The organism is Aminobacter carboxidus (assembly GCF_014863355.1).
In the GTDB taxonomy this organism is placed as follows: Bacteria; Pseudomonadota; Alphaproteobacteria; order Rhizobiales; family Rhizobiaceae; genus Aminobacter; species Aminobacter carboxidus.
Genome location: NZ_JACZEP010000002.1, coordinates 328,853 through 350,953, shown reverse-complemented (window position 1 = coordinate 350,953; position 22,101 = coordinate 328,853). Strand labels below are relative to the sequence as shown.

Genomic DNA, 22,101 nt, shown 5'->3' with positions numbered 1-22,101 from the left:
TCGTCAGGCCGCGCGCGCGGCGGCCGGTGCCGCTGTCAGCCGCTCGCCGTCATGCCCGGCGATGTCGACCTCTATGATTTCGCCCGCAGCACCCTGATCGAGCGCAACCAGCGTAAAGCCTTCCGTCCGCCCGAGCCCCTCGCGCTCGACAAGCACCTGCTGGCGCGAGCCCTTGAGGCTTTCGAGGTGGCGCTTGTAGGCGGCATCACCAGTGCCGCGCAGGCGTGCGGCACGCTGCTTGACGATGTCGCGGCGAACCTGCGGCATGCGCGCAGCGGGCGTGCCTTCGCGGGGGGAAAACGGGAAGACGTGGAGATGGGTCAGCCCGCACTCCTCGACGATACGGATCGAGTTCTCGAACATCTCGTCGGTCTCGGTCGGGAAGCCGGCGATGATGTCGGCGCCGAAGACGATGTCGGGGCGCAGCTTGCGCACGTCAGTGCAGAACTGGATCGACTGGTCGCGCAGGTGCCTTCGCTTCATGCGCTTCAGGATCATGTCGTCGCCCGACTGCAGCGACAGATGCAGATGCGGCATCAACCGCGTATCGGTAGCGACCGCTTCGAGCAGGTCCTCGTCGGCCTCGATCGAATCGATCGAGGAAAGACGCAGGCGACGCACATCCGGCACCTGGCGCAGGATGGTCTTGACCAGCTTGCCCAGGCGCGGCGCACCGGGAAGATCGGCGCCATAGCTGGTCATGTCGACGCCCGACAGCACGACCTCGGCATAACCGTTGCCGGCCAGGCGCTTGATCTGCTCGACAACCGCACCCATCGGCACCGAACGCGAATTGCCCCGGCCATAAGGGATGATGCAGAAGGTGCAGCGATGGTCGCAGCCGTTCTGCACCTGGACGAAGGCACGCGCCCTGCCCTCGATGGCGTCGACCAGATGGCCGGCCGTCTCGCGCACCGAAAAGATGTCGTTGACGCGGGCCTTTTCGAAATCGTTGACGCCGAAGTCGGGCAGCGCCCGGTAATTGTGCGCCTTGAGCTTTTCCTCGTTGCCGAGCACGAGATCGACTTCCGTCATATCGGTGAAGGCGGCCGGATCGGTCTGCGCGGCACATCCGGTAACGATGATGCGCGCGTCGGGGTTCTCGCGCCGCGCCTTGCGGATCGACTGCTTGGCCTGGCGCACGGCTTCGCTTGTTACCGCGCAGGTGTTGAAGATCACGGCGCCGCCCTTGAGCTCGTCGAGCCCGGCGGCCTTGGCCTCGCGCTTCATCACCTCGGATTCGTAGGTGTTGAGGCGGCAGCCGAAGGTGACGACATCGACCGCCATCAGGCGACGTCCTGCTGCTCGCGGCGCCACGTGCCGCTGGCCGGATCGAAGCTGCCCGAGAATTCCCATTCGGCCGGGCCGGTCATGACGACGTGGTCGTCGGCGCGCCAGTCGATCTTGAGCACCCCACCGCTCGGCACGGTGACCGTGACGGTGCGGCCAGTGCGGCCGGTGCGGGCGGCGGAGACGGCCGCGGCACAGGTCGCCGAGCCGCAGGCCAGCGTCAGGCCAGCACCGCGCTCCCAGGTGCGCAGGTTCAGCGACTCGCGCGACGTCACCTGGGCGATCGAGATGTTGGCGCGCTCGGGAAAGATCGGATGGTTTTCCAGCAGCGGGCCGAAACGGTCGAGGTCGTAGGACCAGACGTCCTCATCGACCCAGAAGATGGCGTGCGGATTGCCCATCGAGGCGACCGAAGGCGAGTGCAGCACCGGCGCGTCGATCGGCCCGATCTGCAGCTCGATGGCGCGCGTGTCGCGGAACTCCTCGGCCAGCGGAATATCCTGCCAGCCGAAGCGCGGCATGCCCATGTCGACTGAGATCAGGCCGTCCTCATGCTCTTCGGCGTTGAGGATGCCGGCGACAGTCTCGAAGGTGAATATTTTCTGCCCGGTCTCGGCGGCCAGCGCCTGCACGACGCAGCGCGTGCCATTGCCACAGGCCTGGGCGTGGGTGCCGTCGGAATTGATGATCTCGATATAGTTGACCGTGCCCGGCGTGCGCGGATCATGGATCGCCATGATCTGGTCGAACTTTGTCGCCGGATCGGCCGCCAGCGCAAGCGCCGCGGCCGGCGTGACGCGGTCGGCACGGCCGCGCATGTCGGCAACGATAATGTCGTTGCCGAGCCCGTTCATCTTGGCGAAAGGGGCCTCAATGGCCATGGTCGGTAAGTCTCGCGGCTGTTTGGGGCCTATATGGCGGAAACATCGTCGAATTACCAGTCTCGCGGCACGCAGGCTTATTGAGACAATTTTGCAACAATTTCAGATGCAAACCCTATTTTAACCATATCAGGTTGAAATTCTGCCAACTTCGCCGCTTTAGAGGCGAACTGTCGATCGCGCGGGGGCGCCCCCAGAACTGCCCCACGGAGGGAATGCAATGGCTTTTTCGAAAACCGGCCTGCTGGCCGCATCGCTGGTGGCGCTTCTGGCGGCTGCCGGCTGTAACAGCACGCGCCTTTCGTCGATGGACACCCAGCCGGCCCCGCTGCCCGCGGCACCTGCCGGCACGGTGACCAGCGGCCAGTTGCCACCGCCCTCGGCGCCAGGTGCCGCCGCCGGCGCCTCGCAATTCCCGGCTGCCCCGCAGCAGACCCAGGTCGCGGCCCTGCCCGCCGACGGTGGCGCTGCCGCCGCCAACGCACCCGACATTACCGCAACCAGCGTGGCTGGCGTGTGGAGTGCATCGGTTTCCGGCCAGAGCTGCAAGGTGGCGACGCCGCAGACCAAGTTCGGCCAGGGCTTCCGCGCCGGCCCGCTGCGTTGCCCGGCTCCGATCGACGGCGTCAAGTCGTGGAACGTCGCCGGCAAGCAGCTGACCCTGTTCGATGAAGCCGGTTCGCCGCTGGCCAGGCTCTATTCCTCGGGCGAAGGCCGCTTCGACGGCCAGACCTCCAACGGCCTGCCGATCTCGCTCAACCGCTAGGCATGACGCCGAAGATCGGATTCGATTTTCGGAACAGGATCATGCATAGGGTTCAGCTGTTGTTGTGGCCTTCGCGCGTCCGACCGGACGCGCGGCAAAGCACATCAGACGTTCTTGTTCGTGCCAGAGTGAGCCATGCACCTGCGTGACGGCCTCCAGACCCATGTGACCGTCAGGCAGCGCTACGACCATCTGGTCGAGCTGGGCAGCATTCGCCGCGATCCGGCGCAGCTTGTCATCGTGGCCGCGCTCGACAGGCTGATCGACGAGATTTCCGACAAGAGGCTGGCGCGCAAGTCGAGCGCGCTCGGCTGGCTGTTTGCTAAACGCAAGCCGCAGCGCGAGCCGGTGAAGGGCCTTTACGTTCATGGCGGCGTCGGCCGTGGCAAGACCATGCTGATGGACATGTTCTTCGAGCTGGTGCCGGTAAAGCACAAGCGCCGCGTCCACTTCAACGATTTCATGGCCGATGTGCACGACCGCATCCAGAAACAGCGGGCAGCACGCAAGAACGGCACCTCGCGCGACGACGACCCGATCCCGCCGGTGGCGGCGGCACTGGCCGAAGAAGCCTGGGTGCTGTGCTTCGACGAATTCTCGGTCACCGACATCGCCGATGCGATGATCCTGTCCCGGCTGTTTTCGGCGCTGTTTGCGCTCGGCGTCGTGCTCGTCGCCACCTCCAACGTCGCGCCCCGTGATCTCTATCGCGACGGCCTCAACCGCCAGCTGTTCTTGCCGTTCATCGGCATGCTCGAGCAGAACACCGCGGTGCTCAATCTCGATGCCGACACCGATTACCGGCTGGAAAAGCTCGACCGCGTGCCGGTTTACATCAGCCCGCTGGGCGAGGCTGCCGACAAGGCGATGGACAAGGCCTGGGCAAAGGTGACCCACGGCGCCGCCGCTGAACCGGCCACTGTCGCGGTCAAGGGCCGCAAGGTCGCCGTGCCGGCCGCTATCGCCGGCTGCGCGCGCTTCAGCTTCGCCGATCTGTGCGAAAAGCCGCTTGCCGCGCGCGACTATCTCGCGATCACCGCGCACTACAAGACCATCTTCGTCGACCATGTGCCCGTCCTGGCAGAAGCCAACCGCAACGAGGCCAAGCGCTTCATCCTTTTGGTCGACACGCTCTACGATCAGCACATCAGGCTGGTGATCAGTGCTGCGGCCACACCCGACAAGCTCTATGTCGCCAAGCGCGGCCACGAGGCTTTCGAGTTCGACCGGACGTCGTCGCGGCTGATCGAGATGCAGGGAGCCGAATGGCTCGACGGCTGGGCCGAAAAGCACCCCGAGCCGGCGGTATCTGCCTAAGCGGACAAGGCTTGCTGCGCGGTTTAGTGCAAGGCGCCGACGGCCGCCCTTGTGGTCGCGCGAGACTGCGGCCCCGGCCAGGCATAGCGCGTGGTTGCGGCCATAAGCACGCCGAGCATCAGCCCGTTGAGCAAATGCCACATGAAATGCGAACCGATCGGCAAGGCATCGCAGACCAGCGGATCGATGACCCTGAAGGTGACCGAACCCAGGAAGATCACCGCGGCAGCGATGTTGTACCAGCCGGCGCGGCTGCCATTGGCGATGACCACGCAGCCGAAGAAGATAAGCGCCAGGAACGGCGGCAGATAGCCGGTGGTGCCATTGGAGGCGACGCGCAACCAGTCCGGCACCATGTAGGTGACGAAACCGACAACGATGTAGAAGCCGAAGAAGATCAAAAGCGCCCTCGGCCACGCCATGCCGGCGAAACGGCGCAGGTTGAACAACGTGTAGGCGAGCGTGAAACCGGCGATGGGCAGGATATCGGCCCATTTGGTCGCCTCGGTGGCAAAGGTGTGGAATAGCGTCGAGCCGATGCCGATCGCCACCACCCACCAGCCCAGCACCTCGGCGAAAGTACCGGCATTGCGCCGCCGCGCCTCGTAGACACCCCACAGGCCGGCAGCGAAGAAGGCGAGATTGCTTACCGCATTGAACGGTTCGGCCCACAGACCGATGTCAGTGCGCTCGCAATAAAGATCGAGATGTTGGCTGAACTGCTCCAGCATCACCTTGCCTCACCAGAGCCCAATTCTACCGCCACGTCGCATTTTTCATAATAGTAATTTGTCCCGTCAGGCTGACGCAGCGGAAACTCCACTTGTTGAAAATTTCACCGCAACGTGACTTCCCGTTGAATGGCGCTTCTGCCACATATTTCAGCAATTACAAAAAAGCCGGTTCCGCCGGCTGAGGATCTGGATCGGTCATGGAGTTTCGCAGATATTTTCGGCTGGCAGCCGTGGCGCTGGCCTTTGCCGGGTTTACCGGCGCAACGCATGCCGACTCGACAGCCAAGGCACCCGTGCGCCCGCTCGGCGTCATCGAACTGTTCACTAGCCAGGGCTGCAATTCCTGCCCGCCGGCCGACGAGCTGTTTGCCAAATTCGCCGCCCAGGACGACATGGTCGCGCTCGCCTATCACGTCACCTACTGGGATTACCTCGGCTGGCAGGACGAACTCGGCAGCAAGGACAACACCGACCGGCAGTATGCCTATATGCGCGCTTTCGGCGCGCGATCGGTCTACACGCCCCAGGCCGTCATCAACGGCCGCACCCATGTCAACGGTGCCAAGAGCGAGGATGTCAACGGCGCGCTCGACAACCTTGCCAAGACCGGCCAGGGCATGAATGTCGACCTCAAGGTCACCGACAATGGCGATACCTTCACCATCGAGGTCGGTGCCGCCAAGGGCCCGGCCAGCCCCGCCCATGTGGTGATCGTGCATTACCAGCCACCGCAGATGGTTGACCTGCAGAAGGGCGAAAACAAGGGCCGCAGCGTCACCTATTGGAATGCCGTGACCGACCTGCACACCGCCGGCATGTGGCACGGCCAGACGCAGCGGTTCGAGCTGCCCAAGAGCGAAGTGGAAAAGAAAGGCGGCTGCGCCGTGCTGTTGCAGGCTGTCGGCAAGGACGGCGTGCCCGGCCCGATCCTCGGTGCTGCCGTGGTGCGCAAGCCGGCCAAAGCGATGTAAAGCAAAAAAGCCGACGCAGGCTTGTGACCAGACGTCGGCTTCAGATTTTGGGATCGTCGCACCTGGTCCCTGAAAAGGAACCGAGGTTGGTTCGATCCGACTCTAGCCCGTGGGCGGGGGGCTTGGGGTTTACGAGCCGGTGCCGGACCGAACCGTCTCAGGCAACGAGGGTAAATTCGTCGGACAATGGGGCGTCAGCGCGGATAAAAAACGGCAGGAATGTGGCGAGTCATCACCAATTCCGACAGTCTGTCTCGCAAACGTTACCGCAACGGCAAGCTGGCCTACACTCTTCATACAAGCTCTGCTTCGCTGTGCCGGGTTGCAATTCGGGTGCGAATGCGCGATTCTTACCGCGCCGCGCGTCCCACCTGGACGCGCAAAGGACGCTGTAACAGTTTGAGTCTGTGCATGATCCTTTCCGAAAATCGTTTCCGATTTCGGGGTCATGCACGAGCCGAGGTCATGTTCTGCAAGGGAACGATTGATGACTGATCGCGGTGCTGGGGCGGAGGATGGCGAGACATCCGCAGTTTTGATCCCGCTCCATGAAGCCCGTCGGGAGCGCCAGGAACTCCCGGTGGCATTCGAGAGACGGGAGCTCGACCAGATTCTCAGGCTCTATGGACGCATGGTTGCCGCCAACGAATGGCGCGACTACGCCATCGACCATCTCAGCGACCGCGCCGTCTTCTCGGTCTTTCGCCGCACCAGCGAAACACCGCTGTTCCAGATCGTCAAGGATCCCAGGCTCGCCCGCAAGCAGGGCGCCTTCTCGGTCATTGCTGCCGGCGGCCTGATCCTCAAGCGCGGCCACGAACTGGCGCGCGTGCTCGGCGTCTTCGACAAACGCCTGAAGGTGGTGGAAGCCTAAGCCGGCCACATCGACCGACGCGAAGCGCCAAATGCCGCTGCCAGAGCCAGCATCGGGCCATGATGCCACGATGCTTGCGCCAGAGGCTGAATCTCCCTCCCCACCTGCTGCCCCGATGCTATCAATTCCGTGACTGAATGCGGAATGGCATTGATGGGCACCACAAGCACCGAGCCAGCCGGCGTCGCCATCCGGCCAGCGACCTCAGGCGATTCGCCATTGCTGATGAAGGCGATCATCGGGCTTGCCGAACATGTCGGTGAGGCCAATGGCGTCGCCTGCACCGAAGACGACATCAGGCGCTTCGGCTTCGGCGAGAACCCGGCCTTTCAGGCTGTCATCGCCGAGGTGAACAGCACCTTCGCCGGCATGTGCCTGTTTTTCCCTGTTTTTTCGACCTGGTACGGCCGCCCCGGCGTCTTTGTGCAGGACCTGTTCGTCGACGAGCAGTTCCGCAGCCTCGGCATCGGCGAACGGCTGTTGCGCCATGTCGCCGGGCTCTGCCGCGACAACGGCGGCGTCTATATGCGCCTGGCGGTCGACAACGCCAACACGCGTGCGCATCCCTTCTACACCAGGCTCGGCTTTGCCTGGACGAATGACCAGAGATCCTACATTGCCAGCGGACCAACATTTGCGGCGCTGAGCGAAACGACCGGGGAGCCGAAATGAAGACCTTCTATGCCGATGAGCAGAAGCGCCACGACCCCAAGGCTTTCCTGTCGATGGGCGCGCAAAGGTCCAATCCTGAGCGGCCCGAGCGTGTCGAGCGCCTGCTTGCTGGCGCCCGCGCGGCCGGCTCGACGATCCACCGCCCGGCCAGTTACGGCCTCGGCCCGATCGCCGCGGTCCACACGCCTGAATACATCGAGTTCCTGACCCACATCTTCGAACGCTGGCAGCGCATGGAAGGCGCATCCGCCGAAGTGATCCCCAACATCCATCCGTTTGCCCGCAACGGCTCGTACCCGGCGGGTGCCGCCGGCCAGGCCGGCTACCACATGGCCGACACCGCCTGCCCGATCTCGGCCGAAACCTTCGACAGTGCCTGCTGGAGCGCCTGGAGTGCGGTTGCCGCCACCGAGGCGGTGCTGTCGGGCGAGCCTGCCGCCTATGCGCTGTGCCGTCCGCCCGGCCACCATGCCTTTGCCGACGTTGCCGGCGGCTTCTGTTTCTTCAACAACTCGGCCATCGCAGCGCAGCGGCTGCGGGCCACCGCCTCGCGCGTCGCCATCCTCGATGTCGACCTGCATCACGGCAACGGCACGCAAGGCATCTTCTACAACAGGGCCGACGTGTTGACCGTGTCGCTGCATGCCGACCCGAGCCGCTTCTACCCATTCTTTTGGGGTCATGCCGACGAACGCGGCGAGACAGCGGGCATCGGCTACAACTACAACCTGCCCTTGCCACGCAAGTCAGGCGATGCCGAGTTCCTGGAAGCGCTCGACCACGCTATCAGCCGCATCCTGGCCTTCGCGCCCGACGCACTTGTCGTGGCGCTCGGGCTCGACGCCTTCGAAGGCGATCCGTTCGGCGGCCTGTCGGTGACCACGCCGGGCTTTGCGCGCATCGCCGAAGCGATCGCCCGGCTCGGCCTGCCGACCGTCATCGTGCAGGAAGGCGGCTATCTCTGCGATGCACTTGGTGACAACCTGACGGCATTCCTCACCGGCTTTGCCGGCGCATCGGCCTGAAAATCGGAACGATTCTCAGAAAGCACGATGCGCACATGCAACTTTTACTGATCAGCGCGCCGCGCGAATGCTCCAGGCGCGGTAGAACAGCACCAGCGCATAGGCGATCATCAGGATCATGGCGATGCGCAGCAGCGTTGCCGCACTGCTGAGCGGCACGAACATCAATGCCAGGCCGAAGGCGGCATAGACCGCGCCGCCGACAAGCGTCGGCCACAGCCGCGTCTGCCGCTCGCTGTCGAGGAAGCTCGATGCCATCTCGATCAGGCCGACAAGCAGGGCCAAAAGGCCGACGATCCATGTCAGCGCCGACAAGGTGAAGATGCTGGTCAGCAGTCCGCTGGCTATGACGATCACGCCTGCGGCAATCGACAGCAGGTTGCGGACCAGCCCGAGCGTCTGGCCGGTGGTGCGTGGCGGCGAGCGGTCGAGCGTCACCAGGCCCAGCACGCCGTCGACGAGCAGAAGCCCGCCGCCGACAAGCACCAGCAACTGCACCGCCTGTGCCGGATAGAAGAAGGCGACCAACGCCGCCGCCGCAATCAGAACTCCCCGCAACGCGGTCAGCGTCGCGTCGAACCGCTTGGTCTTGCCCTCGGCCATGCCCTGCTCCTTTGACTGAGACAACCATTTGTCGAAGAAATGCGCGCGGTTCGCAACTACGTTGCAGTCACCCGGCCATCGGCACGGACACCTCGCGGCCGGCGCGCAGGCCTTCGCGTGATACGCGCACCGCGTGAACAAAAGCGTTCCTAAATTAGGAATTTCTTTCATCTTTCGGGATGAGACTTGCCCAGGGCCTGACCGGACAGTCTCGGCGGGCATGGGGGCGTGGCAATGTTCAAGGTCATTTCCTGTCTTGCTTACGAGCATGACTATTCGTTCGTCGTGGTCGCCGCGATTGTCTGTATTGCCGGCGCGGCCATGACTATTCGGCTTTTCGAGCGCGCCTCTCGTCTCTCAACCAATGCCCGCTCCTCTTGGATCATGCTTTCCGGCATCGCCTGTGGAGCCGCGATCTGGACCACCCATTTCGTCGCCATGCTCGGCTTCGAGCTGCCTTTCGAGGCGGCATTCGATCCGCTTTTGACCATCGCCTCGCTTGTCATCGCCATCGCATTCACCGCCGCCGGCCTACATCTTTCGGCGAGTCCGCCCCGCGGACTACCTGTCGAGACAGGTGGCGCGGTGATCGGCGCAGGCGTGGTTGCCATGCATTTCACCGGCATGCGCGGTTTCGAGATCGCCGGCCGTATCGAATGGGATGCCAACCTGGTCGAAGCATCGATCCTGTTTGCCGTGGCCTTTGGCGCACTCGCCATGCATCTGGCAGCGCGGCAGCGTATCCGCTACGCCAAGCCGCTGTCGGTCGTTGCCCTGGTGCTCGCCATCTGCGCCATGCACTTCACCGCCATGGGCGCTGCCACCATCGTGCCCGATCCTTCGGTGCCGGTGCCAACCAAAGTGTTTTCGAGCGAATTCCTGGCCGTGCTGGTGCTCGCTACAATGGCGATCATCGCCGGGCTGACGCTTTATGTGATGGATGCCAAGTCGCAGCGCGAGTTGGTCGACAGCTTCCGCCACGCCGCCCAGCACGACCCGCTGACCGGCCTGCCCAACCGCGCCTTCCTGTCCGACAATCTGCCTGACATGCTCAAACGCAGTGCGGCCGCCGGCAAGGAAGCCGCTGTCATCGTCGTCGATCTCGACCGCTTCAAGGAGATCAACGACGTCCACGGCCACAACGCCGGCGACATGCTGCTGCAGACGGTAGCCAACCGCCTCAAGATCCTGACCGGTCCCGGCGAACTGGTGGCGCGCGTCGGCGGCGACGAGTTCATTGCGGTCAAGCAGGGTATCTCAAGCAAGGAAGAGGTCGACCGCTTCGTGATCCGGCTGATTTCAGGCGTGCTCGACCCGATACAGAACAAATCCAAGACCCTGTCCGTCGGCGCCAGCATCGGCATCAGCCTGTTCCCGCATCATGCAAGCGATGCCGACGAGCTGATCGGCGCCGCCGACCTTGCCATGTACCGCGCCAAGCGCGCCGTGACCGACAAGGTCTGCTACTACGACCGCTCGATGGACGAAGGCCGGCGTGAGCGCAGCGCGCTGGCGATGGAACTGCGGCACGCGCTGGAGCGCGACGAGTTCGAGCTCTATTACCAGCCGCAGCTCGACATGAAGTCCGGCGAGGTCACCGCCTATGAGGCGCTGTTGCGCTGGCACCATCGCGAACGCGGCCTGGTGGCGCCGGAGGAATTCATCCCGATCGCCGAGGAGAACGGGCTGATCATCCCGATCGGGGAATGGGTGCTGAAGACCGCCTGCGCCGAGGTTGCCGGCTGGCGCAAGCCCTACAAGGTTGCCGTCAACATCGCCGCGGCCCAGCTCGTCCAGGCCGACCTGCCCAAGGTCGTGCACGAGACCCTGCTCTCAACCGGCCTCTCCGCCTCGCGCCTTGAGCTCGAGATCACCGAAGCCAGCATCATCGAGGACCGCGACCGTGCCCTGCACGTGGTGCGCCAGCTCAAGGCGCTCGGCGTCACCATCGCCATGGACGACTACGGCGTCGGTTATTCCTCGCTGTCGACGCTGCAGATCTTCCCCTTCGACCGGGTCAAGATCGACCGCTCCTTCGTCGAGGACGTCGCCAATGACAGCGCAGCCGCAGCTATCGTCAGGGCGACGATCCTGCTTGCCAACGACCTGCGTATCCCCGTACTGGCCGAGGGCGTGGAGAAGCGGGAGAATTTCGAATTCCTGCGCGCCGAAGGCTGCACCGAGATGCAGGGCTTCCTGTTTGGCCGGCCGCTGCCGCTGTCGGAGATCGCAACCCTCGTCGGCCGCAACGAAGTTCCCGGCAACATGCGTTCGGAATTCACCCGCTCGAGCGCAGCCTGAGGCCGAGATGCCTTAGCGCGCCTCCGGCCGGGGCGTGTAGCCATCGGACAGGATCACCGGCAGATGCGTCCAGACATCGTTGGTCATGCGCATCCAGGCACCGGCGGCAAGCACGCCGCCATCGACGTGGATCGTGGTACCCGACACCCAGCCTGACAGGACGTCGGACGCCAGGAACAGCGCCGCACCGGCCGAATCCGACCCTTCGCCGAAGCGGCCGATCGGAAACCAGCGCTTGAGGTGTTCGAGATTTTCGGGCGGCACGCGCGGCGTCGCCACGATCTGCGCCGAATTGGTGGTCTCGGGCGCGATGGCATTGACCCGAATGCTGTGCTGGCCAAGCTCGACGGCGAGGCTCTGGGTGAAGCCGGTCACCGCCGCCTTGAAAGCCGAATAGACCACCGTCGTCGGGATGCCGCGGAAGGCCTCGATGGTCGAGACGTTGATGATGCTGCCGCCTTGTCTGCCCGCGCGCATCAGCGGGATTGCCGCCTTGCTGACGTGGAACATGTGCAGCAGATTGATGTGATAGAGCGCACTCCATTCGTCCTCGGTCGACTGCTCGAACGGCGTCTTGAAGCCGAGATAGTCGCCGACATTGTTGACCACCACGTCGAGTCGGCCACAGCGTTCGCGCACCGCCTCGATCAGGCGTGCGACGTCATCGGCCTTGCGCACGTCGGCCTCGACGACGAGGTGATCGGCGCCCAACGCATCGCGCACCGAAGCCGCGCGGGCGGCATCGATCTCGGCGACCACGACCTTCATGCCGGCACGGGCATAGAGTTCCGCGGTGGCGCGGCCAATGCCTGCGCCGCCGCCGGTGACCAGCGCCACCTTTCCGGCAAGGCCAAGGATGGAGATTTCGTCGGGCATTTTGTCCTCCGCAGTCTGTGTCTATGCTTGGCTCGATCCGGATTCAGGTCAGGCCGAGCCGAAACTGATGGAATTCGAGAACCGGAGCGGAGCGCCCATTCGGCCCGTGCGCACCGCAAGCGCAGCCCGGCCTCACCTGAAGCCACGCTAGCTCGCTGCGTCCTGCGCCTCGTATGTGTGGGTGCCGACGACCACCAGCTCGCGGCGCGCAAGGCGCCAACCATCCGGGGTGCGGACAAAACGATCCTGATAGCGGATGGTCATCTCGTAGCAGAGGTAACGGCCGGCCGGATCGCGGAAGTAATGGCGGGCGATGCAATATGTCTCGCCTTCGGCACCACCCTCGACTGGCTTGACCGCCTGGTTGAGCACGGCATGGAAGGTCTTGAGATAGCGGCTGGCGACCATCGCCGGAATGCCGCGAAGCTGCGCCAGGCCTTCGAAGGTTCCGCGCGGCGCGATGACGGCGCCATCAGCGGTGAACTGTTGGGCGAGCAGGTCGCCATCGCCGGTGTCGACGGCATAGGCGTAGCGCTCCGACACCCGTCGCAACGCTACCTCCATCAGCAGGTCCGCCTGATTGTCCGCCATGGCTTCCTCCTCCGAGAAGCGTTGCGCTACTGGCCCGAAACCTGGGCGAAGACCTCGCGCACCGCCCGCTGCACGTCGTTGCGGCGATAGCCCAACAGCTTGGTCTCCTCTGCATCCGGTTCGTAGGCGAGGATGTTGCCCCGGCCCGGCACAATGAACATGTCGGGCAGCAGCGGATGCTCCTCATTGCGCTCCTCGACCCGCTGCGGATTGCCGACGGCATCAAACAGCGACTGGAAATACTGCTGGAAGGTCAGGTTTTCGTCGCCGACAAGATATGCCTTGCCGCTCTCGGCGCGCTGGAACGCGCCCCAGATCGCTTCGGCCAGCGACTGTACAGACATGTAGTTGGTGCCGCCCGGCGGGGCGAAGATTGGCAGCTGCGTCTCGCCGCGGGCATAGGCCATCAGCGTCTCGTAGCGTTTGGTCGGAAGGCCCTCGACATAACCTACGATCGACGGCGGGTTGAGCGTCGAGACGTTGAAGTCGTCGGTCGCGAGCGCACGCACGCCCTCGTCGGCCAGGCTGCGGCCGCGCACATAGGCGTTGGTGTCGACGAGATCGGGCATGACCTGGTGGTAGTAGCTGCCGATATGAACAACGCGGCGCACGCCGGCCTTGCGCGCCAGCTCGACGAAGGTCGGCACGCCTTCGATCTGCATCTTGGTCCAGAACTCGTTCTCGTCGACGCCCTTGGGCAAATGGCGGATGTCGTTGCCGGCGGCAAACAGTATGCCGTCGAAGGGCGCGAGGTCCGCGGCCGAAAAATCGCCCTTGGTGTAGTCGCCATAGATGGTCGGATAGGTGGCCATCGCAGTCGATTTGGGCGCCGGCTTGCGTGCCGCCAGCACCACCTCGTTGCCCTGCGCCTTGAGATAACCGGCAGTGTGGCCGCCGATCATGCCCGTTCCGCCAATGATGAGGATTTTCATGCGCGCACTCCCGGGCATTTCGCAAATAGTGCCCGGACGATAGGCGGCGTTAGCGGTGTGGCATCGTCCGTATCGACTACCAGCCGGTGGCAGGACGGATCGCAACTTCGCCGTTCAGCGTTGCCGCTCGACCCGCCGATATGTCGACGTCGATGGCGACGGTCCAGGTACCTGCTTCTGGCAGCTCGAGGCTGTCGATGCGCCAGGTGCCATCGCCGGGCTTGTGCGCGACGGCGCTGATCTCGGCGAAACCGGGCTGGCTCAACCTCAGCGTCACCCCGCGCGCGTCGAGCGGGCCGAAGTCGCCCGTCATCACCATGATCGAGGCGCTGACTGTGCCGGCATGGCCAGGACTTATGGCGACATCGGCCATCGCTTCCGACGTGTGAATGTGGATCGCGGCGGGCTCCGCCGCTTCAACGGCCAGCACGCGTGGCGGCGGCGTGAAGCGGAAGCCGGCGACGAGACCTAGGATCGCCACCATCAGCAGCGTCTCGACCACGATGTTGCGCACCAGCCAGCGTTGCGCATCTACTTGTTCGGCCAGCGCTGGCTTGGTCAGCCGCCAGCGGTTGAAGCCGGCCAGCGCCAACAGCAGTGCGGACAACCCGAGCTTCAGGCTGAGCAGTTGGCCGTAGCTGGTGTACCAGAGCGCCAGCGGCGTCTCGACCTGGACGATCGCCAGTACCAGCCCGGCGGCCATGAGCGCCGCAACGATGCAAGGGATCGCCGTCGAGAACCGGCGCAACGCCGCCTCGGCGCTTTCGCCGCCTTGGCGCCAGGCAAACGCCAGCGGCAGAAGCGCCCCGGCCCAGAAAGCGATGCCTGCTCCATGCACGAAGACCATCGGCCGCGTCAGCCATTGCGGCGCGGCGGCGCTGGCATGGCCGCTGGCGGCGAGTGCCGCGCCGACGCCGACAATGCCGGCAAGCGACAGCCAGCGCGACAGGTTGGCATCGGCTGCAAGTGCCAGCAATGCGAGCGACAAGGCCATGAAGGCGATTGCCGCGGTGAAGCCGTAGCTGGTCGCTGATGCAGCCTGCCAAGCCATGGCGCTGCCGAACATGTTGAGCGGCGCGCCGAGCGCATCGAGCCCTTGCAGCCCAAACGAGACCGGAGCCGCGACCAGACCCGCCGCAAGCAGCCCGCCAATGGCGCCGATGCCATAGTGTTTGCCGCCAGCCAGCCAGGCAAGCGCGAACGTACCGCCGACGCCAAAGAACAGGCCGAGATAGAGCACAAGCCTGGCGCTCCACATGGCGAAGCGCAGCGCGCCGTCGTTCAGCTCGGGCGCCGCAGGTGGCGTGGCACTGGGGCTGCCGATGGAAAATGTCAGAATGCCGGAGACGGGGTGGCCGTCGGAAGACACGACTCGCCACGAAACAAGGTAGGTGCCTTCGGTCGTCGACGCGGGCCAGGCAATGGCCAGCTCTGCACCGACGGCCCTTGCCGCCAGGCGCGTCGAGCTGCCGTCAGGCGCGAGCAGGTCGACAACAAGCGGCGTCACCACCTCGCTGAAGCCCAGCCGCGCCTCTGTCGGCGCGGCCTGGACGACGCTGCCCTCGACCGGCGTCGAACGCAGCAGCGAGGCGTGGGCGTTCGCTGTCGCCGTCGCCCCGAAGAAGGCGATGCTGGCGAACACGAACGCACACAGACGGACAAGCAGGCGCGCGCCGTCGCTAGACTGGGAAAAAGAACGCGCGCCCATGATGTCAGTGGCCCGAATGGTCCTGGCTCTGGCCGCCCATCTTGTCGGCCTGGAACTCGACAGTCACGGTGCCGGCCTTTTCGAAGGTCAGCGTACCCGAGAATTTGTCGCCCTCCTTCACCTGCGCCTTCAGACCGATGAACATGATGTGATAGGCGCCCGGCTTGAGCGCGACTTCACCGCCGGCCGGGATTTCGACACCGCCGGTCACCTGGCGCATGGTCATCACACCCTTGGCGTCGACCGCCATCTCGTGGATCTCGGCCTTCTCGGAAACATCCGACTGGACCGAAACCAGACGGTCCGGCTGGCTGCCGTTGTTCTTGACGCTGAGGTAGCCGGCAGCGACCTTGGCGCCGGCCGGCGTGGCCCGCGACCAGGGATGGCCGATCTCGAGATCACCTGCCTTGAAGCCATGGGCGAGCAGCTGAGGGGTCGAAGCAAGCAGCAGCAGCAGCGCAAAGACGGCAACGCTGAGGCGCTCCTCGAAGCTGCGGAAAAGCGGGCGCGAAGAAGCGCGAACGGAATGGGTCATGGAAGACTCCTGTGTCTTGAAGCAGCGCCGACGCATGCGGCACAAAGTAAGCTGAATGGAGAGATGTCATCCGGCTGCCGGCGGAGCAATTGCAGGAAAAGCGACGCGGCTTTTCGTCTGGAATTGCGTCGGAAGCCTTGGCCGTCAGGCCAGCGGCGGAGCGCGCGGATTGCCGGGGTCGTGCTTCGGCGGAGCGGAGAGATCACGCCTTGATACAGGCAGCTGAACCGCCGCGTGGCTTTGCAGGTCGACGGCAAGGGCAGCACCTTCGGGCGGCGACGCCAGCGCCGTCGAAAACATGTTGCAGCCGAGCGTGCAGCATTCGGTCATACCTGCGTGGTCGCTGTTGGCGGGTGCGGTGTGACCGCTGCTGCTGGTGATGCAGAGCGGATTGCCGAAGATGTCGAGCGGCGGCGTACCCTGGCCAAGCGCCAGCGCACCGGCCACCGTCTGAAGGACGAGCATCAGCGCCGCGACAAGCGCGACCCCGAACCCAATTCCCTTGCGGCGAAATCCGACCAAGCGTCGCGACCTTTTCTTCGAGCGGCCACTGATAGCATCGATGGCACGAAAGCGAAAATAGACCACGCTGCGACAAATTCTTTGATCTGGCACCGCCATGCTGCCGAAAGCCACGTCCCCGCCTTGCCTCGTCCGATGCGACGATGAGCAGGCGCGCTGCAGCCGCTAGGCCTGACCGGAAAAACATGAGGAGAAGGGCATGACGGCAGGCATGTCGGGTCTGCGCGATGTCTGGCGCGGCGGCGTCGCCACCTGGGAATGCGACGAGATGGGCCACATGAACACGCGCTTTTATGTGGCGCGCTGCTTGGAGGCCGTCGCCATGCTGTTCGGCCTTGCCGGCCTGCCGCGCCTGTTCGCGCCAACGTCGGAGACGACGCTTTCCGTCAGCACCATGCATATCCGCTTCCTGCGTGAGGCGAGGGCCGGCACGTCGATGCATATCTCGGCCGGCTTCACCGCCATCGGCGGCGACACGGCCGAAATCGTCGCCATGATGTTCGACAGCGCTTCGGGCGACTGCGCCGCGACCTTCCGCTTGGGGCTCGGCCATGTCGCCATTGCGGACCGCGCTTCACGCCGATGGCCCGAAGCCTTCGCCATGCGCATTATGGCCGACCTCCTGGAAACGCCGAAGCTGGCGCTGCCACGCAGCGTTGGCGAGCTCGCATCCCTCACGACCGCATCGGGCCAGCGGGCGCAAGAATTCGGCCTGCCAGTTCTCGGTCAGGGCGCGGTGCTGCAGCCGTCCTGCGACCCGTTCGGACGCATGCAGCCGCATGTCTTCGTCGCAGCCATGGCCGACAGCGTCCGCAACATCATCACGCCACTGCGCGAGCTTTGTGCCAATCACAGCGACCGAGGCGGACCACATTTCGGCGCTGCAGCACTCGAATTCCTGATCCGGCTCGACGACATGCCAGCCAATGGCGATTGTTGGGAGGTGCGCTCCGGCCTCGCCCGCACCGACAGCCGCACGATGAACATCGTCAACTGGATGCTCGACCCGGTCTCCTGCCGCGCCTTCGGTTCGATGGAGGTGGTGGCCATCTGCTTCGACCTGGAGACACGCAAGCTCATCCCGATCGCGCCCGCAGCGCAGGCCGAGTTGGCAGGCTGGATCGTTCCCAACCTCGCGCTCTGAACCATGAACAAAAACGCCGCCCGCTTATGCGGACGGCGTTTGAAGTCAGGCGGCTGCGGCGTGGCCGATGCCTCGCCGCAGTCGGCGTCGTGCTCAGTCGATGTCGAAGCTGACGCCCTGGGCGAGTGGCAGCGCCTTGGAGTAGTTCACCGTGTTGGTGGCGCGGCGCATGTAGGCGCGCCAGGCGTCTGAGCCTGATTCACGACCGCCGCCGGTTTCCTTCTCGCCGCCGAAGGCGCCACCGATCTCGGCGCCAGAGGTGCCGATATTGACGTTGGCGATGCCGCAGTCGGAACCCTCGACCGACAAGAAGCGCTCGGCTTCCTGCAGGTCAAGCGTGAAGATCGACGACGACAGGCCAGCACCGACGGCGTTGTGTTGCTCAAGCACCTGGTCGAAGTCGGAATACTTCATGACATAGAGGATCGGCGCAAAAGTCTCTTCCAGCACCGGACCGACCTGGCCGGGCATCTCGACCAGCGCCGGCTTGACGTAATAAGCGCCGTCATGGCCCTGGTCGACACGGGCGCCGCCGGTAATAGTGCCGCCGCTTTCGGCTGCGTGCTTCAGCGCCTTTTGCATGCCGTCGAAGGCGGCCTTGTCGATCAGCGGGCCAACCAGCGCCGAGCTTTCCAGCGGGCTGCCGACCGAGACGCTGTCATAGGCCTTCTTCAGGCGCGGCACGAGCTGGTCGTAGACGCTGTCATGGACGAACAGCCGGCGCATGGTGGTGCAGCGCTGGCCGGCGGTGCCCATGGCGCCGAAGGCAATGGCGCGCAACGCCATGTCGAGATTGGCCGAAGGGCAAACGATGCCGGCATTGTTGCCGCCGAGCTCGAGGATGGCACGGGCGAAACGCTTGGCCAGGCGCGGGCCGACGTCGCGGCCCATGCGGGTCGAGCCGGTGGCTGAGACCAGCGGCACTTTGGGATGATCGACAAGCACCTCGCCGACGGCGCGGTCGCCGATGAGCAGCTGCGACAGGTTTGCCGGTGCGTCAGTGCCGAAGCGTTTGGCTGCACGCTCGAAGATCGCCTGGCAGGCAAGGGCGGTCAGCGGCGTCTTTTCCGACGGCTTCCAGACCACCGAGTTGCCGCAGACAAAGGCAAGTGCTGCATTCCACGACCATACGGCGACCGGGAAGTTGAAGGCCGAGATGACGCCAACGACGCCGAGCGGGTGCCAGGTCTCCATCATGCGATGGCCGGGACGCTCGGTGGCGATCGTCAGGCCATAGAGCTGGCGCGACAGGCCGACGGCGAAATCGCAGATGTCGATCATTTCCTGGACTTCGCCGAGACCTTCGGACGGGATCTTGCCGACCTCGATCGACACCAGACGGCCGAGATCGGCCTTTGAGGCGCGCAGTTCCTCGCCGAGCAGGCGCACGAGCTCGCCGCGCTTGGGTGCCGGCACGTTGCGCCAGGCCTTGAAGGCGACATCGGCCCGTTCGATCGCCGCACCCGCCTCGGCAGGCGCGATCGACTTCAGCGCACCGATCTCATCGCCCGTCACCGGGCTGCGAACGATAAGGTCGCCGCCGCTGAAAGCAGTTGTGGCAACGCCGAGCCGTTCGAGAAGGGCAGCGGATTCGCTGGTCACGTTCATGCTGAATTCCTTTCCTCGTTCCTCACCCGCCCTCGACGGTTGGTGCATGGATGTTCATGCGCCGCCGAGCCGGGGCATTGTTTGGTTTCTCCACGGACCTGGCCGGGAAACGCTTGGCAATGGCTATAGCCCGATCGGCCACCCGAGCGCCACAACGGCGATCGCGGCAGGCATCCTGTCCGGCTGTTTCGCCTGACGTGGTCTATCGGCGCGCGGTGCGTGCGGCCGGGCAGATATCGATGTGTGGGGGAGGGCAGAAAAAACAACACCCGCCGGGGGAGGAGGTCCGGCGGGTGTCGTATTTGTGGCCAGCGTCTGGGAGGAGGTAGGCGCTGACCTATTCGTCGGAAACCTGGGAGGAGGTAGGCCCGACAAATTCGATGACCCATATCTAGCTCCGGTGAGCCGTGATTTAAAGTGTTGATATTGCATAGGAGCTTTGCGTTTTGTGCAATGCAACAAGAGCCGTCGCGCTGCAGCATCAGGCAGACGCTACGGCAGGTGCCGCGAGCCGGGAACCTTGCGCCCCTGCCCGGGTTAATGCGCAACGGCAGGCAGAGCCATGATCAACTACCAGGCAGCGCGCCTCAGCATGGTGGACTACCAGATCGCCCGGCGCGGCATGACCGACCTGGCGGTGCTGGAAGCCATGAAAGCCGTGCCGCGCGAGAAATTCGTACCAGAGGCCCTGCGCGACCGTGCCTATGACGACACAGCACTTCCCATCGACAACGACCAGACGATCTCCCAGCCCTACATCGTGGCGCTGATGAGCTGGGCGGCAGAGCTGAAAGGCGGCCACAAGGTGCTGGAGATCGGCACCGGTTCAGGTTACGCGGCAGCCGTCATGGCCAGGCTTGCCGGGCGCGTCGTCACCATCGAACGCATCGCTTTGCTGGCCCAGACCGCCAGGACGCGGCTGCACGGGCTCGGCTACGCCAACATCGAAGTCATCTCAGGCGACGGCTCGGCAGGCTGCAAGGCCGAGGCACCGTTTGACGCGATCCTGTCGGCGGCGGGTTCGCGCACCGTGCCGCCAGCCTGGAAAAAACAACTGACGGTCGGCGGCCGGCTGATCATGCCACTCGGTCCGTTCGGCGATCAGCAACTGGTCAAGATCGTGAGGAAAACCAACAACGACTACGCGCAGAAGACGTTGGTTGCGGTGCGTTTCGTGCCACTTGTCGGCGGAACACTCTGACTGCTCAACCCTTGCCGCCTCTGGCCACGAAACGCCGCTCGGGCATCGAACCCGGATCTGGTGGCAGCGTCGCACCGCCATTCAGCGCCAACTGCATGAACACGGTGTCGAGCCAGCGGCCATGCTTGTAGCCCGAGCCTTCCATCCGTCCGGTGTGGTGAAAGCCGAGCTTTTCATGCAGCCGCACCGAGGGACTTTCCGCATGGCCGTCGCCGATCACGGCGATGATCTGGCGGAAGCCGAGCGCCGTCGATTCGTCGATCAATGCCTGCATGAGTGCCTTGCCGATGCCCGCGCCCTTGGCTTCCGGCGCGACATAGATCGAATCCTCGACGATGAAGCGATAGGCAGGACGCGCCCGGAACGGGCCGGCATAGGCATAGCCCAAGATAACGCCGTCACGCTCGGCGACGAGATATGGGTAACCGCCCTCCATCAGCGCTTCGAAGCGGGTGCCCATCTCGGTGCGCGTCGGCGGCTCCAGCTCGTAGCTCGCGGTGCCGTTATGCACCGCGTCGGCATAGATCTCGGTGATCCGGTCAAGGTCGGTTGGCAGCGCGTGCCGTATTGTCATGCTCATTTTTTAGGCAGTCCATTTTTCTGCCTCCATTAGAGCAAAGCCCGGCACAAATGAAAAGGGCGGCCATTGGCCGCCCTTCGAAAGTCTGATGGTCCAGGCTTAGAGCGCCGCGTGTCACCTGGACACGCAAAGGATGCTCTACACTTGAATCCGCTTATTCGCGGTTGCCCAGGAACGACAGCATGAACGAGAACAGGTTGATGAAGTCGAGATAGAGCGTGAGCGCGCCCATGATCGCCTTGCGGCCGGAGACGAGCACGTCGTCGCCGTCGAAATACATCTCCTTGATCTTCTGCGTATCGTAGGCGGTCAAGCCCGCGAACACCAGCACGCCGATCGCCGAGATGGCGAACTGCAGGGCAGGTGACTGCAGGAAGATGTTGACCACCATCGCGATCAGCAGGCCGATCACGCCCATGGTCAGGAACGTGCCCATGGCAGTCAGGTCGCGCTTGGTCGTGTAACCGACCAGCGACAGCGCGCCGAAGGCGGTTGCCGTGATGAAGAAGGTCTGGACGATGCTGGCGCTGGTGTAGACCAGGAAGATCGACGACAGCGACAGGCCCATCAGGCCGGCGAAAACCCAGAACGCGGTCTGCGCGCCCGAGACGCTCATCGACTGGATGCGGGCGCTCAGGAAGAACACCATGCCGAGCGGTGCCAACATGACGACCCACTTCAGCGGCGAACCATAGAGCGCGACACCGAGGCTGGTCAGCATCTTGCCGTTGCCCATCGTGGCGACAGCGGTGGCCGGATCGTTGGTGGTCGCCAGCATCATGGTGCCGAGCGCTGCGAGACCGGTGATGACCAGGCCAAGCGCCATAAGGTTGTAAACCTTGAGCATGTAGGCGCGCAGGCCTTCGTCGATCGACGCGTCGGTGCGGCTGCCTGCCGTCGCCATGCGCGTCTGGTAGTTTCTAAAGTCGGACATGGTTTCCTCTGTTGCTTCTGCCCCGTCGGGTGTCAG

22 protein-coding genes are annotated in these 22,101 nt (G+C 64.4%); 9 read left to right on the top strand and 13 right to left on the bottom strand.

The window, feature by feature from the left end; genetic code table 11:
• Window positions 1-3: 3 nt before the first annotated feature.
• On the bottom strand, window positions 4-1,287 hold the full coding sequence (gene mtaB, locus IHE39_RS09310) for a tRNA (N(6)-L-threonylcarbamoyladenosine(37)-C(2))-methylthiotransferase MtaB (protein WP_192566281.1): 1,284 nt from the start codon (window positions 1,285-1,287) through the stop codon (window positions 4-6).
• Window positions 1,287-2,171, bottom strand: coding sequence for a diaminopimelate epimerase (dapF, locus tag IHE39_RS09305; protein ID WP_192566280.1), 885 nt, complete (start codon window positions 2,169-2,171; stop codon window positions 1,287-1,289). The genes mtaB and dapF overlap by 1 nt, the downstream gene beginning before the upstream one ends.
• Window positions 2,172-2,391: 220 nt before the next feature.
• Here dapF and IHE39_RS09300 point away from each other — a divergent pair, with 220 nt between their 5' ends.
• Both IHE39_RS09300 and zapE read left to right on the top strand, forming a co-directional pair.
• The gene (locus tag IHE39_RS09300; protein ID WP_184768247.1) at window positions 2,392-2,937 is read left to right on the top strand and encodes a protease inhibitor Inh/omp19 family protein; all 546 of its coding nucleotides are present in this window, start codon (window positions 2,392-2,394) and stop codon (window positions 2,935-2,937) included.
• Between the two features lie 135 nt (window positions 2,938-3,072).
• Window positions 3,073-4,254: a cell division protein ZapE gene (gene zapE / locus IHE39_RS09295; RefSeq protein WP_192566279.1), complete on the top strand. Its 1,182-nt coding sequence runs from the start codon at window positions 3,073-3,075 to the stop codon at window positions 4,252-4,254.
• Between the two features lie 23 nt (window positions 4,255-4,277).
• Here the strand turns inward: zapE and IHE39_RS09290 are convergent, their stop codons facing one another.
• A complete protein-coding gene (locus IHE39_RS09290) occupies window positions 4,278-4,985 on the bottom strand; it encodes a ceramidase domain-containing protein (protein ID WP_192566278.1) in 708 nt (235 codons plus the stop codon).
• Window positions 4,986-5,185: 200 nt separating this feature from the next.
• Between IHE39_RS09290 and IHE39_RS09285 the strand changes: the two genes are divergently transcribed.
• The 4 genes from IHE39_RS09285 (at window position 5,186) to IHE39_RS09270 (ending at window position 8,530) form a co-directional block, all read left to right on the top strand.
• Window positions 5,186-5,959, top strand: a complete 774-nt coding sequence (locus IHE39_RS09285) for a DUF1223 domain-containing protein (protein ID WP_184768250.1) — start codon at window positions 5,186-5,188, stop codon at window positions 5,957-5,959.
• A 487-nt stretch (window positions 5,960-6,446) separates the two neighbouring features.
• Complete coding sequence (locus IHE39_RS09280; RefSeq protein ID WP_184768251.1) at window positions 6,447-6,833, top strand: DUF2794 domain-containing protein; 387 nt, start codon at window positions 6,447-6,449, stop codon at window positions 6,831-6,833.
• Between the two features lie 153 nt (window positions 6,834-6,986).
• The gene (locus IHE39_RS09275; protein WP_246485436.1) at window positions 6,987-7,505 is read left to right on the top strand and encodes a GNAT family N-acetyltransferase; all 519 of its coding nucleotides are present in this window, start codon (window positions 6,987-6,989) and stop codon (window positions 7,503-7,505) included.
• Window positions 7,502-8,530: a histone deacetylase family protein gene (locus tag IHE39_RS09270; RefSeq protein ID WP_192566277.1), complete on the top strand. Its 1,029-nt coding sequence runs from the start codon at window positions 7,502-7,504 to the stop codon at window positions 8,528-8,530. The genes IHE39_RS09275 and IHE39_RS09270 overlap by 4 nt, the downstream gene beginning before the upstream one ends.
• A 51-nt stretch (window positions 8,531-8,581) precedes the next feature.
• Here IHE39_RS09270 and IHE39_RS09265 read toward each other — a convergent pair whose 3' ends face one another.
• The gene (locus IHE39_RS09265; RefSeq protein ID WP_184768253.1) at window positions 8,582-9,133 is read right to left on the bottom strand and encodes a DUF308 domain-containing protein; all 552 of its coding nucleotides are present in this window, start codon (window positions 9,131-9,133) and stop codon (window positions 8,582-8,584) included.
• A 234-nt stretch (window positions 9,134-9,367) separates the two neighbouring features.
• Here IHE39_RS09265 and IHE39_RS09260 point away from each other — a divergent pair, with 234 nt between their 5' ends.
• Window positions 9,368-11,434, top strand: a complete 2,067-nt coding sequence (locus IHE39_RS09260) for a putative bifunctional diguanylate cyclase/phosphodiesterase (RefSeq protein WP_192566276.1) — start codon at window positions 9,368-9,370, stop codon at window positions 11,432-11,434.
• Between the two features lie 12 nt (window positions 11,435-11,446).
• On the opposite strand, the gene IHE39_RS09255 is transcribed toward IHE39_RS09260, so the two are convergent.
• The 6 genes from IHE39_RS09255 to IHE39_RS09230 all read right to left on the bottom strand — a co-directional run bounded on the left by IHE39_RS09255 (window position 11,447) and on the right by IHE39_RS09230 (window position 16,541).
• A complete protein-coding gene (locus IHE39_RS09255) occupies window positions 11,447-12,310 on the bottom strand; it encodes an SDR family NAD(P)-dependent oxidoreductase (protein ID WP_192566275.1) in 864 nt (287 codons plus the stop codon).
• A gap of 147 nt (window positions 12,311-12,457) precedes the next feature.
• Window positions 12,458-12,901 carry a nuclear transport factor 2 family protein gene (locus IHE39_RS09250; RefSeq protein ID WP_184768256.1) on the bottom strand — a complete coding sequence of 148 codons (444 nt, stop codon included), beginning with the start codon at window positions 12,899-12,901 and terminating at the stop codon, window positions 12,458-12,460.
• Between the two features lie 26 nt (window positions 12,902-12,927).
• Window positions 12,928-13,833 carry an NAD-dependent epimerase/dehydratase family protein gene (locus IHE39_RS09245; protein WP_192566274.1) on the bottom strand — a complete coding sequence of 302 codons (906 nt, stop codon included), beginning with the start codon at window positions 13,831-13,833 and terminating at the stop codon, window positions 12,928-12,930.
• Between the two features lie 76 nt (window positions 13,834-13,909).
• Complete coding sequence (locus IHE39_RS09240) at window positions 13,910-15,541, bottom strand: copper resistance CopC/CopD family protein (RefSeq protein ID WP_192566273.1); 1,632 nt, start codon at window positions 15,539-15,541, stop codon at window positions 13,910-13,912.
• A 4-nt stretch (window positions 15,542-15,545) separates the two neighbouring features.
• Window positions 15,546-16,076, bottom strand: coding sequence for a copper chaperone PCu(A)C (locus IHE39_RS09235; protein ID WP_184768259.1), 531 nt, complete (start codon window positions 16,074-16,076; stop codon window positions 15,546-15,548).
• 144 nt (window positions 16,077-16,220) lie between these two features.
• Entirely contained in the window at window positions 16,221-16,541 is a 321-nt protein-coding gene (locus IHE39_RS09230; protein WP_192566272.1) for a hypothetical protein, read from the bottom strand.
• 256 nt (window positions 16,542-16,797) lie between these two features.
• Between IHE39_RS09230 and IHE39_RS09225 the strand changes: the two genes are divergently transcribed.
• Window positions 16,798-17,742 carry an acyl-ACP thioesterase gene (locus IHE39_RS09225; protein WP_192566271.1) on the top strand — a complete coding sequence of 315 codons (945 nt, stop codon included), beginning with the start codon at window positions 16,798-16,800 and terminating at the stop codon, window positions 17,740-17,742.
• 93 nt (window positions 17,743-17,835) lie between these two features.
• Here the strand turns inward: IHE39_RS09225 and amaB are convergent, their stop codons facing one another.
• Window positions 17,836-19,350 carry an L-piperidine-6-carboxylate dehydrogenase gene (gene amaB, locus IHE39_RS09220; protein WP_192566270.1) on the bottom strand — a complete coding sequence of 505 codons (1,515 nt, stop codon included), beginning with the start codon at window positions 19,348-19,350 and terminating at the stop codon, window positions 17,836-17,838.
• Window positions 19,351-19,912: 562 nt separating this feature from the next.
• On the opposite strand from amaB, the gene IHE39_RS09215 reads away from it, so the two are divergent.
• On the top strand, window positions 19,913-20,551 hold the full coding sequence (locus IHE39_RS09215; RefSeq protein WP_192566269.1) for a protein-L-isoaspartate(D-aspartate) O-methyltransferase: 639 nt from the start codon (window positions 19,913-19,915) through the stop codon (window positions 20,549-20,551).
• Between the two features lie 4 nt (window positions 20,552-20,555).
• Here the strand turns inward: IHE39_RS09215 and IHE39_RS09210 are convergent, their stop codons facing one another.
• Both IHE39_RS09210 and IHE39_RS09205 read right to left on the bottom strand, forming a co-directional pair.
• Window positions 20,556-21,131 carry a GNAT family N-acetyltransferase gene (locus tag IHE39_RS09210; RefSeq protein ID WP_192566268.1) on the bottom strand — a complete coding sequence of 192 codons (576 nt, stop codon included), beginning with the start codon at window positions 21,129-21,131 and terminating at the stop codon, window positions 20,556-20,558.
• Window positions 21,132-21,285: 154 nt separating this feature from the next.
• Window positions 21,286-22,065: a Bax inhibitor-1/YccA family protein gene (locus tag IHE39_RS09205; protein ID WP_184768265.1), complete on the bottom strand. Its 780-nt coding sequence runs from the start codon at window positions 22,063-22,065 to the stop codon at window positions 21,286-21,288.
• Window positions 22,066-22,101 lie beyond the last annotated feature (36 nt).

Excerpts from the sequence above, each read along its gene's own strand:
- mtaB (WP_192566281.1), bottom strand. The coding sequence starts at position 1,287 with ATGGCGGTCGATGTCGTCACCTTCGGCTGCCGCCTCAACACCTACGAA.
- dapF (WP_192566280.1), bottom strand. The coding sequence starts at position 2,171 with ATGGCCATTGAGGCCCCTTTCGCCAAGATGAACGGGCTCGGCAACGAC.
- IHE39_RS09300 (WP_184768247.1), top strand. The coding sequence starts at position 2,392 with ATGGCTTTTTCGAAAACCGGCCTGCTGGCCGCATCGCTGGTGGCGCTT.
- zapE (WP_192566279.1), top strand. The coding sequence starts at position 3,073 with ATGCACCTGCGTGACGGCCTCCAGACCCATGTGACCGTCAGGCAGCGC.
- IHE39_RS09290 (WP_192566278.1), bottom strand. The coding sequence starts at position 4,985 with ATGCTGGAGCAGTTCAGCCAACATCTCGATCTTTATTGCGAGCGCACT.
- IHE39_RS09285 (WP_184768250.1), top strand. The coding sequence starts at position 5,186 with ATGGAGTTTCGCAGATATTTTCGGCTGGCAGCCGTGGCGCTGGCCTTT.
- IHE39_RS09280 (WP_184768251.1), top strand. The coding sequence starts at position 6,447 with ATGACTGATCGCGGTGCTGGGGCGGAGGATGGCGAGACATCCGCAGTT.
- IHE39_RS09275 (WP_246485436.1), top strand. The coding sequence starts at position 6,987 with ATGGGCACCACAAGCACCGAGCCAGCCGGCGTCGCCATCCGGCCAGCG.
- IHE39_RS09270 (WP_192566277.1), top strand. The coding sequence starts at position 7,502 with ATGAAGACCTTCTATGCCGATGAGCAGAAGCGCCACGACCCCAAGGCT.
- IHE39_RS09265 (WP_184768253.1), bottom strand. The coding sequence starts at position 9,133 with ATGGCCGAGGGCAAGACCAAGCGGTTCGACGCGACGCTGACCGCGTTG.
- IHE39_RS09260 (WP_192566276.1), top strand. The coding sequence starts at position 9,368 with ATGTTCAAGGTCATTTCCTGTCTTGCTTACGAGCATGACTATTCGTTC.
- IHE39_RS09255 (WP_192566275.1), bottom strand. The coding sequence starts at position 12,310 with ATGCCCGACGAAATCTCCATCCTTGGCCTTGCCGGAAAGGTGGCGCTG.
- IHE39_RS09250 (WP_184768256.1), bottom strand. The coding sequence starts at position 12,901 with ATGGCGGACAATCAGGCGGACCTGCTGATGGAGGTAGCGTTGCGACGG.
- IHE39_RS09245 (WP_192566274.1), bottom strand. The coding sequence starts at position 13,833 with ATGAAAATCCTCATCATTGGCGGAACGGGCATGATCGGCGGCCACACT.
- IHE39_RS09240 (WP_192566273.1), bottom strand. The coding sequence starts at position 15,541 with ATGGGCGCGCGTTCTTTTTCCCAGTCTAGCGACGGCGCGCGCCTGCTT.
- IHE39_RS09235 (WP_184768259.1), bottom strand. The coding sequence starts at position 16,076 with ATGACCCATTCCGTTCGCGCTTCTTCGCGCCCGCTTTTCCGCAGCTTC.
- IHE39_RS09230 (WP_192566272.1), bottom strand. The coding sequence starts at position 16,541 with ATGCTCGTCCTTCAGACGGTGGCCGGTGCGCTGGCGCTTGGCCAGGGT.
- IHE39_RS09225 (WP_192566271.1), top strand. The coding sequence starts at position 16,798 with ATGACGGCAGGCATGTCGGGTCTGCGCGATGTCTGGCGCGGCGGCGTC.
- amaB (WP_192566270.1), bottom strand. The coding sequence starts at position 19,350 with ATGAACGTGACCAGCGAATCCGCTGCCCTTCTCGAACGGCTCGGCGTT.
- IHE39_RS09215 (WP_192566269.1), top strand. The coding sequence starts at position 19,913 with ATGATCAACTACCAGGCAGCGCGCCTCAGCATGGTGGACTACCAGATC.
- IHE39_RS09210 (WP_192566268.1), bottom strand. The coding sequence starts at position 21,131 with ATGAGCATGACAATACGGCACGCGCTGCCAACCGACCTTGACCGGATC.
- IHE39_RS09205 (WP_184768265.1), bottom strand. The coding sequence starts at position 22,065 with ATGTCCGACTTTAGAAACTACCAGACGCGCATGGCGACGGCAGGCAGC.